Annotated in this window: 9 protein-coding genes; 7 read left to right on the top strand and 2 right to left on the bottom strand. The window is 53.2% G+C overall.

Translation table 11 applies throughout. From position 1 onward, the window contains the following. Positions 1-157: 157 nt before the first annotated feature. Positions 158-1,168, top strand: a complete 1,011-nt coding sequence (locus NST84_RS25550) for a ketoacyl-ACP synthase III (protein ID WP_342562904.1) — start codon at positions 158-160, stop codon at positions 1,166-1,168. Between the two features lie 1,079 nt (positions 1,169-2,247). Here the strand turns inward: NST84_RS25550 and NST84_RS25545 are convergent. Then, a complete protein-coding gene (locus tag NST84_RS25545) occupies positions 2,248-3,264 on the bottom strand; it encodes a LacI family DNA-binding transcriptional regulator (RefSeq protein ID WP_342562903.1) in 1,017 nt (338 codons plus the stop codon). Positions 3,265-3,496: 232 nt separating this feature from the next. On the opposite strand from NST84_RS25545, the gene NST84_RS25540 reads away from it, so the two are divergent. After that, positions 3,497-8,386, top strand: coding sequence for a carbohydrate binding domain-containing protein (locus tag NST84_RS25540; protein ID WP_342562902.1), 4,890 nt, complete (start codon positions 3,497-3,499; stop codon positions 8,384-8,386). A gap of 156 nt (positions 8,387-8,542) precedes the next feature. Here the strand turns inward: NST84_RS25540 and NST84_RS25535 are convergent, their stop codons facing one another. Beyond that, positions 8,543-9,100 (bottom strand): GbsR/MarR family transcriptional regulator, encoded by a 558-nt coding sequence (locus tag NST84_RS25535; RefSeq protein WP_342562901.1) that lies wholly within the window; start codon positions 9,098-9,100, stop codon positions 8,543-8,545. Positions 9,101-9,356: 256 nt separating this feature from the next. Here NST84_RS25535 and NST84_RS25530 point away from each other — a divergent pair, with 256 nt between their 5' ends. The 5 genes from NST84_RS25530 to yunB all read left to right on the top strand — a co-directional run bounded on the left by NST84_RS25530 (position 9,357) and on the right by yunB (position 14,586). Further along, complete coding sequence (locus NST84_RS25530; RefSeq protein WP_342562900.1) at positions 9,357-10,556, top strand: glycine betaine/L-proline ABC transporter ATP-binding protein; 1,200 nt, start codon at positions 9,357-9,359, stop codon at positions 10,554-10,556. Next, entirely contained in the window at positions 10,553-11,389 is an 837-nt protein-coding gene (locus tag NST84_RS25525; protein ID WP_342562899.1) for a proline/glycine betaine ABC transporter permease, read from the top strand. The genes NST84_RS25530 and NST84_RS25525 overlap by 4 nt, the downstream gene beginning before the upstream one ends. Before the next feature lie 26 nt (positions 11,390-11,415). After that, positions 11,416-12,291: a glycine betaine ABC transporter substrate-binding protein gene (locus NST84_RS25520; protein ID WP_342562898.1), complete on the top strand. Its 876-nt coding sequence runs from the start codon at positions 11,416-11,418 to the stop codon at positions 12,289-12,291. A 234-nt stretch (positions 12,292-12,525) separates the two neighbouring features. Next, on the top strand, positions 12,526-13,137 hold the full coding sequence (locus NST84_RS25515; RefSeq protein WP_342562897.1) for a VTT domain-containing protein: 612 nt from the start codon (positions 12,526-12,528) through the stop codon (positions 13,135-13,137). A 150-nt stretch (positions 13,138-13,287) separates the two neighbouring features. Continuing rightward, positions 13,288-14,586 carry a sporulation protein YunB gene (gene yunB, locus NST84_RS25510; RefSeq protein ID WP_342562896.1) on the top strand — a complete coding sequence of 433 codons (1,299 nt, stop codon included), beginning with the start codon at positions 13,288-13,290 and terminating at the stop codon, positions 14,584-14,586. Positions 14,587-14,866 lie beyond the last annotated feature (280 nt).

The following is a 14,866-nucleotide window of genomic DNA, read 5'->3' as shown; positions in this document are numbered from 1 at the left end:
AAATACTACTGCCAGTCAAATCGGGCTCAAATATGTGTAAATGATTACTAAGTGAATTCTAATCGTTTGCTTTGCAAATAGAAGGAGGAAGAGATATACTTAGTACCAGGTACTAATATCAGATACTATTAAATATATTATACGAGGTGATCAGAAAATGAAGGGTGCAAAAATTTCAGCCATCGGTTCTTATGTTCCGGTCCGCAGACTGACTAACAGTGATCTGGAGCAAATGGTGGAAACGAATGATGAGTGGATTGTCCAGCGGACGGGAATCCGTGAGCGCAGAATCAGCCGGGAGGATGAGTACACCAGTGATCTTTGTGTGGCTGCTGTCCGGAATTTGCTGACCCGTTACGGAAAATCTGCAGCGGATATTGATATGGTGATTGTGGCTACCAGCACGGCGGACTTTTCTTTTCCCTCGGTAGCTTCCATCATCCAGCACAGGCTTGGCATTCCGCTGACAGCAGGGGCGGTGGATTTGAGCGCAGCCTGCGCAGGTTTTGTATATGGCCTGCATACTGCCCATGCCTACGTAGCTTCAGGATTGCACCGCAAAGTGCTCGTTGTCGGAGCGGATGCCTTATCGAAAATTACCGATTACAGCGACCGCAGCACCTGTATCCTGTTCGGGGACGGGGCTGGGGCGGTGCTTGTAGAAGCAGATGAGCAGCAGGACCGTTTCCTCGGCTATTATCTCGGCAGTGACGGCAGCGGAGCGCATCATGTTTACCGCACGGGTCTGTCACATTCGGTTAATGGTGTGGAGCTTGGAGGTTCAGGCAAGCTGGTGCAGAACGGCCGGGAAGTGTTCAAATGGGCGGTCCGCACGGTTCCGCATGGCGTGCAGCAGGTGCTGGACAGTGCAGGAGCAACACTCGAGCAGGTAGACTGGTTTATTCCGCACAGTGCCAACCTGCGGATCATTGAACCGGTCTGTGAGCGGCTAAATTATCCATTGGAACAGGCTTTGTACAGCCTGGAGTATTTCGGCAATACCTCTGCCGCAAGTATTCCGCTTGCACTCGATCTTGGTATCCGTGAAGGAAAGGTGCAGAGCGGGGAGCGTGTTCTGCTCTATGGCTTCGGCGCCGGACTGGCGCATGCCGGTATTTTGACGGAGCTCCAGCTGGATGAACAGGTGGCGCCGCCGGAAGTTTTATAGCCTATAATTAGCTTGCTGTTTAGGTAACTTATAAGCCGGGTTAGCCCCTTGCCGTATTCACTAAAATCCGGTAAGGGGCATTTTTCGCTGTCCATCCGTCTATGTTTCCTCCCTCTTTTTCCCCGGAAGAACCGAAAAATCGTACCCGAAACCGGAAAAACGGTACCTTGAATGCCTGCATAAAATGAGAGATTATATTATCGAAAACGTTTTCGTCAATTAAGTAACCCCTATTTATAAAATCGGGCTATTTTCGGCGCTTAAATGGGCATGGAAATCGAAAGTATTCGAAGTTTGCTGCTCGTAACAGGAGAAGGAGGGAAGTTGAATTCTGTGCGATCACAAGTAGAAAAAGGTACTTAGGGTGGTGCTAAGAATTAGGGCGTAGTTGCTGCGTTTGTTGTGTGGTGAACGGTGTTGCTGTAGCGGTAAGTGCTGCGGCAAGTACAGCATAGTGGTTACTTTTGTGCGGTGATAAGTACTGTAACCAAAGCGGGTTAGACGCTGGAAAAAGGTGTTGCGAGTATTGATGTGGCAGGTATGGGCGGATGCCGTGGCGTTTTAGTTCCTTTAACAAATCCGGTGCAGGTATGCGGTCGTTGCTGTGATAAGTACGGCGTAGATAATGTGAATAGTGGCGTAGTAAATCCTGTTGTAGTTACAGATGCAGGTGGCAGGCATGCATGCCCGGCTGGTGTAGTCTAGCGTTTTGGGGAAATTTTATATTTGCGATGGCTATTAAGCTGGCAAGGTGTTACCGGGTTTAGTTTAGTTGGAATTTTGCTACTTATTTTGCGGTTTTTCTGTACTTCTGAGTAACTAGTTGGAAAAAGCACACTTAATTCGGCCAATCCTGCCTGCTAGCGGTGAATTCTAAACATTTAAGTAGCATTTTTCCAACTAAAATGCATTTTAGGGCTTTTGCTGGAGAACTAAGTGTCGAATTTCCACTTAGTATGCCTTGCACATGTAGTAAGCGTCTGCGAAGCGGCGAACCGCCTGCTGCCAAGTAGCGTTCGGCCTGCCGCCGAGCGGCAACCGCCGGGCCGCCCGCAGAGCTTGGCTCAGCGACCCCGGCCTCAGCCCCGCAGACCGCTGCCGCAGGATTCGCGGACGATCAGCGCGGGCTCGACGACGAAGGAGCCGCCCTCGGACTGGTTGTTGATCAGGTCGAACAGCATGTGGGCGGCGAGCACGCCGAGGCGCTCCTTGTTCTGGCGGATCGTGGTCAACGTAGGGCTGGTATATTTGCAGGCCTCGATATCGTCGCAGCCGATGACGGCTACATCCTCAGGAACGCGCAGCCCATACTCCTTCAGCGCGCGGATGGCTCCGAGAGCGAGTAGGTCCGAAGCGGCAAAAATCGCTTTTGGCAGACTGCCGCCTTGAATCAGCTGCTGCATGGCTGCATAGCCGCTTGTCTCAAAAAAGTCATCACCATGAACGAACCAGCCCATATTCAGAGACAGGCCGAAGCTCTCAATCGCCTTGACGTATCCGGCCTCACGCTGATTGGAAATGTCAGAATCGCCGGTACTGCCGATAAAGCCGAGTTCTCTGTGCCCCAGCAGATACAGATGCTCCACCACCTTGGAAGCGATCTGATAATTGTCGGACATCACGTATCCCGACTTGCTGCCTTTAAGCTCCAGGTCAACACCGATACAGGGGATGCTGCTCATATCCAGGTCGCGGATGGCCGGCTCCATTTTCTCCCCGGAAATGATGACACAGCCGTCTACATGAAAATGCACACACCGGGAGTAGTAATCTCCGCCGCTGACAAATTTTTCGTTGGAAAAGAAAATCAGATCGTAACCAAGTACGCCCATCTGCTTCTTGAACGAGTTCAGCACCTCGACAAAAAACGGATGCGTGATTTCCACATTGAGCTCACCGGCAAAAATGACACCGATCAGATTGGACTTTTTGGTGGCCAGTGTTTTGGCGGAATTAGAGGGTGAGTATCCGGTTTGTTCGATAATTTCCAGGACTCTCTGTTTTGTTTTTTCGGAAACATCATTGTAATTATTCATGATTTTCGAAACAGTGGATACGGAAACTCCGGCCATTTCGGCAATTTTTTTGATATTCACCTGCATAACTAATCGACCCTCCACTTCATAATGACCCTGACCGGAAAACTGCCGAACGGACGTTATTTACTGCATTTTAAGCCTTGTCCGGTACTCCAAATAGTTACAGTTAAGTCTATTCAACTTCCTGAAGCAAGTCAACGGTTATTACGGGGGCTGGTGCATGATTGAGACGAAACCGATTTCGACTTTTTGATTCAGGAAGACCGAAACCCGAGGAGGAAAACAGAGGATGAAAAAGAATGTTTCGGCAGCGATTGCTGCCGTTGTACTTGCGACAGGCCTGCTGGCACCTATGGGGGGCGGGGCCATGTCAGCAGCAGCTGCATCCGTTACGCCGGACACTAATGTCCAGCAGTCCGCTGCAGCAGGTAATTTGAAAGCGTTTACTGATTTGAAGCCGGATCATTGGGCTGCCGGGTCACTGCAGCGCTGGAGTGAAATCGGCGTTATGAGCGGCTACGGGGACGGAACCATCCGGCCGAATAAGCAGATTACGAAGGCGGAATTCGCAGTAATGATAAACCGCCTGTTCCATTACAAAACAGAGTCAACAGCACTTCCTTCTGATGCCGCCGGCAGTCTCTGGTTTACAAGGGACATTGCCAAGGCCATCGCTGCCGGTTATTTGAGTGCAGACGGGGACAACAGGATTCACCCTTCCGCGAATCTGTCCCGCGGAGAAGCGGCTGTGGCGCTGCAGAAGATTTTTAAGCTGGAGTCGGGCAAGTCATCGGCAGTATATACTGATCTGGCTTCTTCTGCTGACAGCCAGTTGTCTGAAGCGGTGACGGCGCTTACTGCAGCAGGTTATATGCAGGGTTATCCCGGGGGCTTATTCAAGCCGGACGGTGCTATCACCCGCGCGGAATTGGCCCGGGTTACAGATCTGATGATCGCAGGGCTGGTTACCTCTGCGGGCGAGACTACTCTGGGAACAGTGAAGGGGAATGTTGTGCTCAGCAGTGCGGATATTCTTTTGCAGAATACGGTTGTTGAAGGAAACCTTTATCTCTCTGAGGGTATTGGTGAAGGAAATGCCTTGCTGGACGGGGTAGAGGTAAAAGGCATGACTTACATCCGCGGAGGCGGAGAACATAGCGTGAGCCTGCAGAACAGCAAGCTTGGAAAGGCAGAAGTGGCGAAACCGGCCGGAAGCATCCGCCTGTATGCCGCCGGCAGTACGGCAGTTGGAGCTGTACAGCTGGCTTCCGGGGCAACGCTGGAGGAAGGCAATCTGACCGGAGCAGGCTTTACTGATGTCGAGCTCCGCCCGGGAGCCAAGACAGTAACCCTGAAAGGGGAATTCAATGCAGTCAGCACAGCGGATGACAAGACAGGCAGCCTGGTGCTTAATCTCTCCGGTAAGCTGGGCAAACTTACCATCAATACACCTAGCCGGATTACACTGGCAGACAACACCCGAGTAGCGGAGCTGCTGCTCTCCGTTAACGCTTCAGGGACGGCCCTGCAGGGAAGCGGCAGCTTTGGAATAGTAACCAATAATGCCGACGGTGTCACCAGCGGCGGTGTTACCGTTGCCAAAGGCAACAGCAGCGAGCTGAAGGCTGCGGCGGCCACTCCGGCCCCTGCGCCACTGCCAACAAATACACCTGCCGCAGACCAGTGGACGATGGTCTGGAGCGATGAGTTCAACGACGGCGTCATTGACCCAGAGAAGTGGACCTATGATCTGGGCGACGGCTCTGCGGTCGGCAATCCCGGCTGGGGAAACAACGAGCTGGAATGGTACACCGACGATGAGAAGAATGTTAAGGAAACAGACGGCAATCTGGTTATTACTGCCCGCAAAGAAGCAGTGAACGGCAAGGACTATACCTCCTCGCGGATCAAGACCAAAGGACTGTTCAGCAAGAAGTACGGTAAGTTTGATATCCGGGCGAAAGCGCCGACCGGCAAAGGCATGTGGCCGGCAATCTGGATGCTGCCGGAGAATTATGAGTACGGAAACTGGGCCGCTTCAGGTGAGATTGATATTATGGAGGGCTGGGGCAGCCGGCCGGACACCGTTGCCGGTACCATTCATTACGGCGGCTTCTGGCCGGATAATGTATATTCCGGCAAAGAATATGTTTTCCCGGATAATGGAACCATCGCCGACTACCATACTTATTCCCTAGAATGGGAGCCGGGAGAGCTCCGCTGGTACGTGGACGGCGTATTGTTCCAGACCAAAAATGACTGGTACAGCATCAGCGTCGGCCAGCCGGCGAATAATGCTTACCCGGCACCTTTTAATCAGGAGTTCCATCTCCTGATGAATCTGGCCGTAGGCGGTAACTTTGACGGCAATCCGACTCCAGAGACGGTGTTCCCGCAGTCGATGTCCGTCGATTATGTACGGGTATATGAGCTGACCGGGCGGGAATACCGTGAGCCGGTGCCGGTAACGATTGCGAAGGAGCCGTATCTGGAAGGCTCCCTGGCTCCAACGGAAGACGGCAACCTCATTCATAACAACGGCTTCACCGAGCAGAAGGAAGGGGATGCCGGCATGGGCATTCCGAATACAGCACATTGGGTATTGTACAAGGAAGCAGGAGCTGCAGCAGCGGTGAGCCTTGAACCGGTCGGCGGTCAAAATTTCCTGAAGGTGGATATCAGCAGCGCCGGCGGAAATTCTTACTCCATTCAGCCGCAGGCCATTGTATCGCTGGCTAAAGGAAGATATTACAAGCTCAGCTTTGACGCCAAAACAGACACGGAGCGGAGTATCAATGTCAGGCTGACAGGCGGGGAATCGCGCGGCTTTCAGGCTTACTCGCGGGGACTCAAGGCTGAGCTGACCGGGACGATGACTCACTATGAAACGATGTTCCAGATGAAGGAGAATTCCGATATCGCGGCGCGGGTTGAGTTCAACCTGGGTACGAATACATCCCCGGTGTGGCTGGGCAATGCCCGGCTGGAAGAGATCGATAGCATTCCGTTCGAGCATGACAGTGCCAAAACGCCGCTGGGCAGCGGCAATCATCTGTACAACGGCACCTTCGACCTCGGCGGAGTTGACCGTCTGGGCTTCTGGCATACCGCCGCATCCGGCGGGGCGCAAGTCAGCAGCGCCGTGGACGGAGATGGGCATCTGCAGCTGCAGATTACGGGCAGCGGCGCAGCAGGAGCCGATGTACAGCTGCTGCAGAAAGGCATCTACCTGGTGAACGGCCAGGATTACAAGCTGACCTTTGACGCAACGGCATCTTCCGCCAGGGCAGCCGTGATTGAGCTGCTAGGCAAAGACGGCGCAGTATATGCATCCAAGGAAGTGCAGCTTGCGGCAGGAGCGCAGGAGATCAGTGCCGAATTCAAGGGACTGGCCGGAGTCACCGACCATGAGGGCCAGTTTGTCCTCCGGCTCGGCGGCGCCTCTGGCGCAGTGCAGCTCGATAATTTCGTGCTGCTGCGGACCAGCACCTATTATGATCCGTCACTTGTCTACTATCCGCTGGTGAACGGGGATTTCAGCTTCGGCTTCAGCAGCTGGGAACGCCTGCTGAGTGAGCAGGGCGGACAAAGCACGGCTGCGGTAACGGACGGTGCAGCCAAATTCAGCATTACCAATACCGGCAGCCAGAACTACTCCGTAATGCTGTTCCAGAACGGACTGAAGGCAGCAGCAGGAGCGGAATACGTCATTGAGTTTGATGCCAAATCTACTGTTGCCCGTAAGATCGGCGTGAACGTAGAGAATGCGTCGTATGCAGCCTCGCTTACTAAGCTCGTTGAAGTGACACCGGAAGGCGGCCATTACAGATACGAATTCCGCCAAGGCATAAAGGATACACTTTCGCTGAAATTCCTCCTGGGCAAGGTAGATGGCGTCAGTATACCGGGTGCACATGATGTCATTATTGATAATGTGAAATTCGAAATCAAAGGTGCCCCGGCCAAGCCGCAGGAGCTGTTTGCTGACAGCAGCAATAACCGCACGGGACAGCCGATTGAGCTTCAATTTACAGACAATGAGGCCTGGCGCAGCAAAATTCAGGCCGTTAAAGTGAATGAAGCAGCACTTACTCCGGCGCAATACAGCATTGGGCCCGGCGTGATTACGATTAATGCCGCAGCTTTCCCGGCAGAAGGCAGCTATACCATTGCGGTAGAAGCGGAAGGGTATGTCTCTGCAGCGGTCACACAGTTGATTCTGGCCGGAGGCAGCAATCTGGTGGTGAACGGCTCGTTCGCCAGCGGAACTACCGGCTGGAGGACGTGGTCCGGTGAAGGCGGAGCGGCAGTGTTAAGTGCAGTGGACGGTACTGCGAATATAGACATCAGCTCGGCCGGCAGCCAGACCTGGGCTAACCAGTTATACCAGGAAGGCATCCAGCTGCAGGCCGGCAAAACCTATGAGCTCAGCTTCAAGGCCAAATCGACCGTACCGCGGCAGATTATCGTGGAATACAGCGGTACTTCTGCTGCTTCCCTGCAGGCAAAATTCGATGTTACTGCTACCTGGGCGACTTACAGTACGCAATTTACCGTCGCTGACAACAGCCCGCTGAAGCTGAATTATCTGATCGGGGCCACTGCAGGTGCGGATAAAACAGCCAACAGCACTGCGCATATCCTGTCTCTGGACAATATCGTTATTACCGAGGTAACCGGCAGTACACCAGAACAGCCGGCAAGCGGCACTTTGGATAACGGAACCTTTGATGCGGCGAAGGGGCTGGCGGGCTGGACGCAGTATTTTGACGGAACAGGCTCTGCCCGGGCTTTGAACGGGGAACTGGCCGTCAGTCTGACCGGAACAGGCAACGCAAGCTTCAGAGCACAGGTGGATTATGCTGATCTGAAGCTGGAGCAGGGTAAAACCTATAAGCTGACCTTTCAGGCCCGCTCCGATGTAGACCGGCTGATTGAAGTGGCTGTCGAGCATAAAGGCGGGGATTATACGAAGTATCTGCCTGCGGAGAGTGTCGCTTTGACCAGTGAAATGAAGGAATACAGCTATACCTTCACTATGAACGGCGGAACGGACACCTTGGTGCATGTGGTGTTCCTGATGGGGCTGATTACGGGCAACAGCCAGGCAACGAACACGGCGATCAGCGCCGGCAACCAGATTGTAATAGATAATGTGACGCTCGCAGAAGTGTTGTAACAAGAGAACGGAACCGGAATGCGACTAAGCCAATAAAGGAAAAACACTAAAGGCCGCGGCCCCTTGGAGGGACCGCGGCTTTTTTTGTGTATAGGGGGAAGTAAAGGGGACCTGCGTAATTTTTTCGGTGAATGTAAGACATACTTAAATAAGCGCTTAGGTTTCCTTAGGAATCAGCTCAAAAATCTTGCCGGTTTCCAGCGACTCAATCAGCTTCAGCAGCCAGCGGTAATATTTGATCGCTTCCATGATTTTTTCATCATCATTGGTCAAAAGCTGCAGTATTTCCGCGTTGTCCGCATATTCAGCCTGCATGTCCTTAATTTCAGCCAGCGATTTCGATAGGGCGATCATGTTGCCTTCAACCGCTTTTCTCCATTTGATTGAGAAATAGTCGCTAAAGTTCTGATGCCAGTCGGGGACGACCTCAAACAGGTCCTTGCGTGTGCCTTTTCCCCAGACCTTATCAATCATCTTCAAATCCAGCAGGGTGCGCACACCGGTACTCATGGATGTCTTGCTCATTCCCATGGTACGGCTCAAATCATCTAGGGTTACAGGGCCTTCATTAAAGTACATGTAACCATATAAATGTCCGATAGACAGCGTAATTCCGTATAAATCCATGTTTTTGCCGATGGAATCAATTACCCGCTCGCGGGCCTTACTGATTCTCTTTATCTGCTCGGGCTCAAGCCCTTCTAAATCATTCATGGTGTCCCTCCTGAGGAATAGGCTGATAAACTGCAAACCTCTCAAATGTATTGTAAACAAATCCTCTTCTATAAGTAAAGAATGCAACAGAAACGGAATATGGCGAAAAACAGAGTATTCTTTATGTAAAGTACGTAAAGTTAAAACTGTACACTAAATTTTTAGCGTATATGGGCTTTGCGTCTCATTTCACAACTCCGCTACACTTATTGAGGAGCAACTGCCTGAATAACGAAAAGGGGAAAAGGAGGTCACCATGGCAATTATAGAGGTGAAACAACTAACCAAGGTATTCGGTAACGATGCAGGACGCGCCCTTCCATTACTGGAGCAGGGATGGTCCAAAGAGAAGATTGCCCGTGAGGCCAAGCTGACTGTAGGAGTCAATAAGGCTGAATTCAGCATCAGTGAAGGCGAGATTTTTGTCATTATGGGCTTGTCGGGGAGCGGGAAATCGACGCTTGTCCGGCTATTGAACCGTTTGATTGAGCCTACCGGAGGCCAGGTACTATTTAAAGGCAAGGATGTAGTCAAGATGAGCTCGGAGGAGCTGCGGACATTCCGGCGTAAAAATATCGGTATGGTCTTCCAGAAGTTCGGATTGTTTCCGCACCGTTCAGTGCTGGCCAATGCCGAATACGGACTTGAGGTGCAGGGTGTAGATAAAAAAGAGCGCACCCGGCGTGCCATGGAGGCACTGGAGCTTGTTGGACTGAAGGGCTGGGAGAATCACCGCCCCGATCAGCTCAGCGGCGGTATGCAGCAGCGTGTGGGCCTGGCCAGGGGCCTCGCCAATGATCCCGATATTCTGCTGATGGATGAGGCGTTTAGTGCGCTTGACCCGCTGATCCGTAAGGATATGCAGCAGGAGCTGCTTGAGCTGCAGGCGAGAGTGAAGAAGACTATCGTGTTCATCACCCATGATCTGGACGAGGCGCTGCGGATCGGTGACCGGATTGCCCTGATGAAGGACGGTGTAATCGTACAGATTGGTACACCGGAGGAAATCCTGATTCAGCCGGCCAACAAGTATGTGGAGCGCTTCGTCGAGGACGTGGATTTGTCCAAGGTACTGACTGCGGCGCATGTAATGCGCCAGCCGGAAATGATCCGGCCGGAGCGCGGACCGCGTGTAGCCCTGCAGCTGATGCGGGACAGCGGCGTGTCCAGCCTGTATGTAGCGAACAATGAAATGAAGCTGCAGGGGGTTGTGACGGCTGATGATGCGTCCAGAGCGCTGAAAGAAAACCTGAGTATTCTGGAGGTTATGCAGCGGGAAATTCCCCGTGTAAGTCCGGAAACCCTGCTGAATGATCTGTTTGAGCTGATGTCAGCGACGCATCTGCCGGTGGCAGTAGTCGATGAGAATGACCGGCTCAAAGGAATTGTTATTAAAGGGGCCGTGCTGTCCGCACTGGCCGGCAACGCGGTTCCGGAAGGAGGTACACTCTCATGAACATTCCCAAAATTCCTATAGGTAAGGGCGTAGAATGGATTGAGGACTGGCTGATGACTTACTTTGGTCCGCTGTTCGACCTCATTCACGCTATTATCGGCGGTATGGTGACCGGGATCGAAGCGGCACTGACTTTTCTCCCGGCCATTGTACTGACCATTATTATAGCTGCACTTGCTTACTGGATCGGCAAATGGCGGATGGCGCTGTTTGCGGTGATCGGGCTGCTGCTGATCGACAACCTCGGCTTATGGGACCCGTCGATGCAGTCGCTGGCGCTGGTGCTGACCGCCTCTGTGCTGGCCGTATTGATCGGCGTACCGGTCGGTGTACTCTGCGCCCAGAGCAAGACTGTGCAGAATATCGTTACTCCGGTGCTTGACTTCATGCAGACGATGCCGGCGTTTGTTTATCTGCTGCCGGCGGTATCCTTTTTCTCGCTGGGTGTCGTACCCGGTGTCATCGCATCTGTTATATTTGCGATTCCGCCGACCATCCGGCTGACCAATCTGGGTATCCGCCAGGTATCGGAGGAGCTGGTTGAGGCTGCAGATGCCTTCGGCTCCACACCGGGACAGAAGCTGTTCAAGCTGCAGCTGCCGATTGCGATGCCGACCATTATGGCCGGGATCAACCAGACGATTATGCTGTCGCTGTCCATGGTCGTTATCTCGTCGATGATCGGTGCCCAGGGTGTCGGCGCTTATGTCTACCGTGCCGTATCACAGGCTAAAACCGGTGCGGGCTTTGAAGCGGGGATCGCGATTGTTATCATCGCCATTCTGCTCGACCGTCTTACACAGAAGCTGTTCAAAACCAAACAACAAAACTAATCAAACCATGGGAGTGTGAGTGATTGATGAAAAAGAAAAGCATAGGATTACTGTTGACTGTTCTGCTGGTGGTGGCTGCCTTAGCCGGATGTTCGTCCGGAGCAGGCGGAAACAAGACGGTGAAGCTGGCTTATGTCGCCTGGGATTCAGAGATTGCAAGCACCTATGTCGTAAAAGAAGTACTGGAATCCAAGCTTGACATGTCTGTTGAGATGCTGCAGGTCGATGCCGGCCCAATGTGGGCAGGCATAGCTGACGGCAGTGCTGATGCGATGGTTGCCGCCTGGCTGCCAAGCACGCATGCTTCCTATCTGGAGCAGTACGGCAGCAAGCTTGAAGATTTAGGCCCGAATCTGGACGGCACGAAAACAGGTCTTGCTGTTCCAACCTACATGGACATTAACTCTATCGAGGATCTGAAAAATGCGGAGCTGGCGGGAACGCTGCAGAACCGGATTGTCGGCATTGAGCCGGGAGCAGGTATAATGATGGCTACTGAAAAGGCGCTTGAAGCGTACGGCCTGAGTGATTACACACTGCTCGAAAGCTCGTCCGCAGCTATGGTGCAGGAGCTCGAAAAAGCTTACCAGAACAATGAACCGATTGTTGTGACCGGATGGACTCCGCACTGGATGTTTGCCAACATGGACCTGAAATATCTGGAAGACCCTAAGGCCGTATACGGCGGGGCAGAACAGATTCATACTATGGTGCGTACGGGCCTGAAGGATGATATGCCTGAGGTGTACAGCTTCCTGGACCAGTTTAACTGGACTCCTGAAGATATGGAGCAGGTAATGGTTGATATTGCAGGCGGCCAGTCACCTGAAGAAGCGGCTAAAAAATGGGTTGAAGAGCATGCGGAGCAGGTCAACGCCTGGGTTGCTGCAGTACAGGAATAACGGACTGTAAGGTCATGTGACTTTTGCAGCTGCAAATAATGTGTGTTATGATTAAAGAACATATGGCTACAAAATGTAATTTTTCAGCCGGCAATTGTTCTTTACATACATTTTAATACGTAAGCTACAATCCGTAATAAACACCCCGTAAGGGGTGTTTTTCTTGAAAAATAAACCATATATAAGTACTCAGCGGAGCTGATACTGCAATTAGCCGCGAAAGGAGACAGCTCCATGACAGATGTTATTAACGGCTGGATCGATTGGCTGCTGCAGAGTCTGGGGTTGAGCGGACCCTATATTTTGCTGGCGACAGTACCGCTTACACTGCTGCAAAGTTTATTCGGTTTTTTTCCCCTGGCCATATTAATTGTGCTGCATGTGTCCGAGTTTGATATCATTGGCGGCATGCTGGTCAGCTGGATGGCCTGCAACCTGGGTTCGGTCCTCATCTATTTCCTGTTCCGCAGGTACTTGTATGGCTGGTTTGACCGCAAATGGAGATCCAGGCTGAAGCGCTACGACAAGTGGCAGCGATACCTGGACCGGTATGGGATCTGGACACTTGTGCTGCTGCGTACGGTTCCGATTATGCCCAGCAATATTATTAATTTTATGGCGGCCGTTTCGCCGATTAAGGTTTCTGCTTATATCTGGGGAACGGTGCTGGGCAATCTGTCTTACATCTGGCTGTTCGGGACAATCGGTTCTTCACTGATTGTGCCGCGTGAGGAATGGAGCGGATTTCTGGGCTGGTACGCGGTGTTCATCGCTGTTCTGCTGGCAGTCTTTGTGCGCCGCCACTGGGGACATCTGCAGGAGGATAAACGCAGCAGGATGCAGTAGGAACATGTGCAGTAAATCGTAAAAGAAGAACGCTTTCCCGGGTGACGGCTGTCACCGGGAGGGCGTTCTTCTTTTTTGTCCCATGCCTGAATACCCTATAGTAATCGATGGCGGCTTGGCCGCAGCAATACCGGGAGGGGACTTACTAGCATGGGCAGAATACGAAAATGGGGAAGCCGGCGGGCAGCGCTGCCGGATCTGCGCCGCTTGGGCCGTCTGCGGCTGCCGAAAATCAGCTGGACCGGCATGCCGCGGCCTGCGGGGCGGAGTCCGGCATTTAAAGCTAAGCCGTCGCGGGCAGGTATGGCATTGCGGCCCGCGGGGCGAAGTCAGGCGTTTAAAGCCAAGCCGTCCAAGACGCGGACAGGATGGACGGCGGGGCAGAAAGAGCGTATTGGCCAGGGGAAGCTGTTTGAGGGCAGCAGCTTGTCTGGATCATGGCCGCAGGGCAGCGTCCGAAGCCAGGGCGTATTGTCCACGGAGCAAGGGAATAACGGCGGCATCCGGGGAAGAAGAAAGCTGTTTGCCCGGAGCGGAGGTAACGGAGGCAGCCCGGCACGTCCGCGCAGACGGGGCCGCTTCTGGCTCATTCTGAGCCTGGTGCTGGTCATCGGAGTGCTGCAGGGGCTGCGGTATGTGGAGCAGCATCTGCGGCCGCCGATCATTCATCTGGCGCAGATCCGGGTGAAGCAGATCGCTACTGAATCCATTAACAAAGCGATTACCTCGCAGGTTGCGGACGGCGGTGATGCCGAAGCTCTTATCGACTGGAAGACCGATAAAGAGGGTAAAATCTCTGGGTTTATGCTCAATTACAGGGAGCATATGCGGATCACCTCGCAGGCTGCCGAGGTGATCCAGACCACCCTGCAGGATCTGCACAACCGGACGGAGCATATCCCGCTCGGCCAGGCGCTTGACAGCCCGCTGATTGCCTCTTTCGGACCGGATGTTCCGATTAAGATCGAGCCGCAGGGAGCGGTTAAAGTAGAGCTGAATACCCGCCAGAAAAACGCGGGGATCAATATGATCCTGGTCGAGGTGTACATCCATATTGTCACCGAGGTTGCGGTTGTTGTTCCTTTTGACATGGAGCCCCAGGTGGTCGACACCGAGATTCCGGTATCCTACCTGATGGTGGTCGGCGATGTGCCGATGTACTATTACGACAATCAGGGCAACCCTGTCGGCGAGAACGGCAGCAGCGCACCGGGAATTGCGATACCTGCTCCAAGCCCGGGCGGGGAGAAGAGCGGAGCAGCGGAGGGCAGCGGTACAGATGCGGGAGCGGGTAACGTTTCCGGCGCAGACAGCGGTGCCGGAAACGGCGGCAAGGATGTGCCGTCCGGCAGCGGCAACACCGGCGCTCCGTCCTCCGGCGCAGACAATGCCGGCAGCGGAGGGAACACGGGGAACAGCGGCAATGCCGGCGGGGGTGCCGGGGAGTAGCCACCGGTCGTCAAACACCGGACACCAAACACCAAACACCGGGCATCAAACCGCCTTACGTCAGCCCTCGGCGGTGCTAACGGACCGTACAGCCGTTATTCTCGTAACTTGGCCCGTTTCTGTAGGCTAACGGACTCAGATGTACTTATTCGCTGATTAGTGGACCATTTTCGCAGAAAATTCGGCAAATAAGGTGTCCGTTAGCCATTGAATGGCAGGGCACAGGCGTCCTATAAGGTCATCTCTGTCCGTTAGGTTGCCAGGGTAGCAGATTTCCACC

This window comes from Paenibacillus sp. FSL R7-0345 (assembly GCF_038595055.1).
Taxonomy (GTDB): Bacteria; Bacillota; Bacilli; order Paenibacillales; family Paenibacillaceae; genus Paenibacillus_AQ.
This window is presented reverse-complemented; position numbering and strand designations above follow the sequence as displayed.

Excerpts from the sequence above, each read along its gene's own strand:
- NST84_RS25550 (WP_342562904.1), top strand. The coding sequence starts at position 158 with ATGAAGGGTGCAAAAATTTCAGCCATCGGTTCTTATGTTCCGGTCCGC.
- NST84_RS25540 (WP_342562902.1), top strand. The coding sequence starts at position 3,497 with ATGAAAAAGAATGTTTCGGCAGCGATTGCTGCCGTTGTACTTGCGACA.
- NST84_RS25535 (WP_342562901.1), bottom strand. The coding sequence starts at position 9,100 with ATGAATGATTTAGAAGGGCTTGAGCCCGAGCAGATAAAGAGAATCAGT.
- NST84_RS25530 (WP_342562900.1), top strand. The coding sequence starts at position 9,357 with ATGGCAATTATAGAGGTGAAACAACTAACCAAGGTATTCGGTAACGAT.
- NST84_RS25525 (WP_342562899.1), top strand. The coding sequence starts at position 10,553 with ATGAACATTCCCAAAATTCCTATAGGTAAGGGCGTAGAATGGATTGAG.
- NST84_RS25520 (WP_342562898.1), top strand. The coding sequence starts at position 11,416 with ATGAAAAAGAAAAGCATAGGATTACTGTTGACTGTTCTGCTGGTGGTG.
- NST84_RS25515 (WP_342562897.1), top strand. The coding sequence starts at position 12,526 with ATGACAGATGTTATTAACGGCTGGATCGATTGGCTGCTGCAGAGTCTG.
- yunB (WP_342562896.1), top strand. The coding sequence starts at position 13,288 with ATGGGCAGAATACGAAAATGGGGAAGCCGGCGGGCAGCGCTGCCGGAT.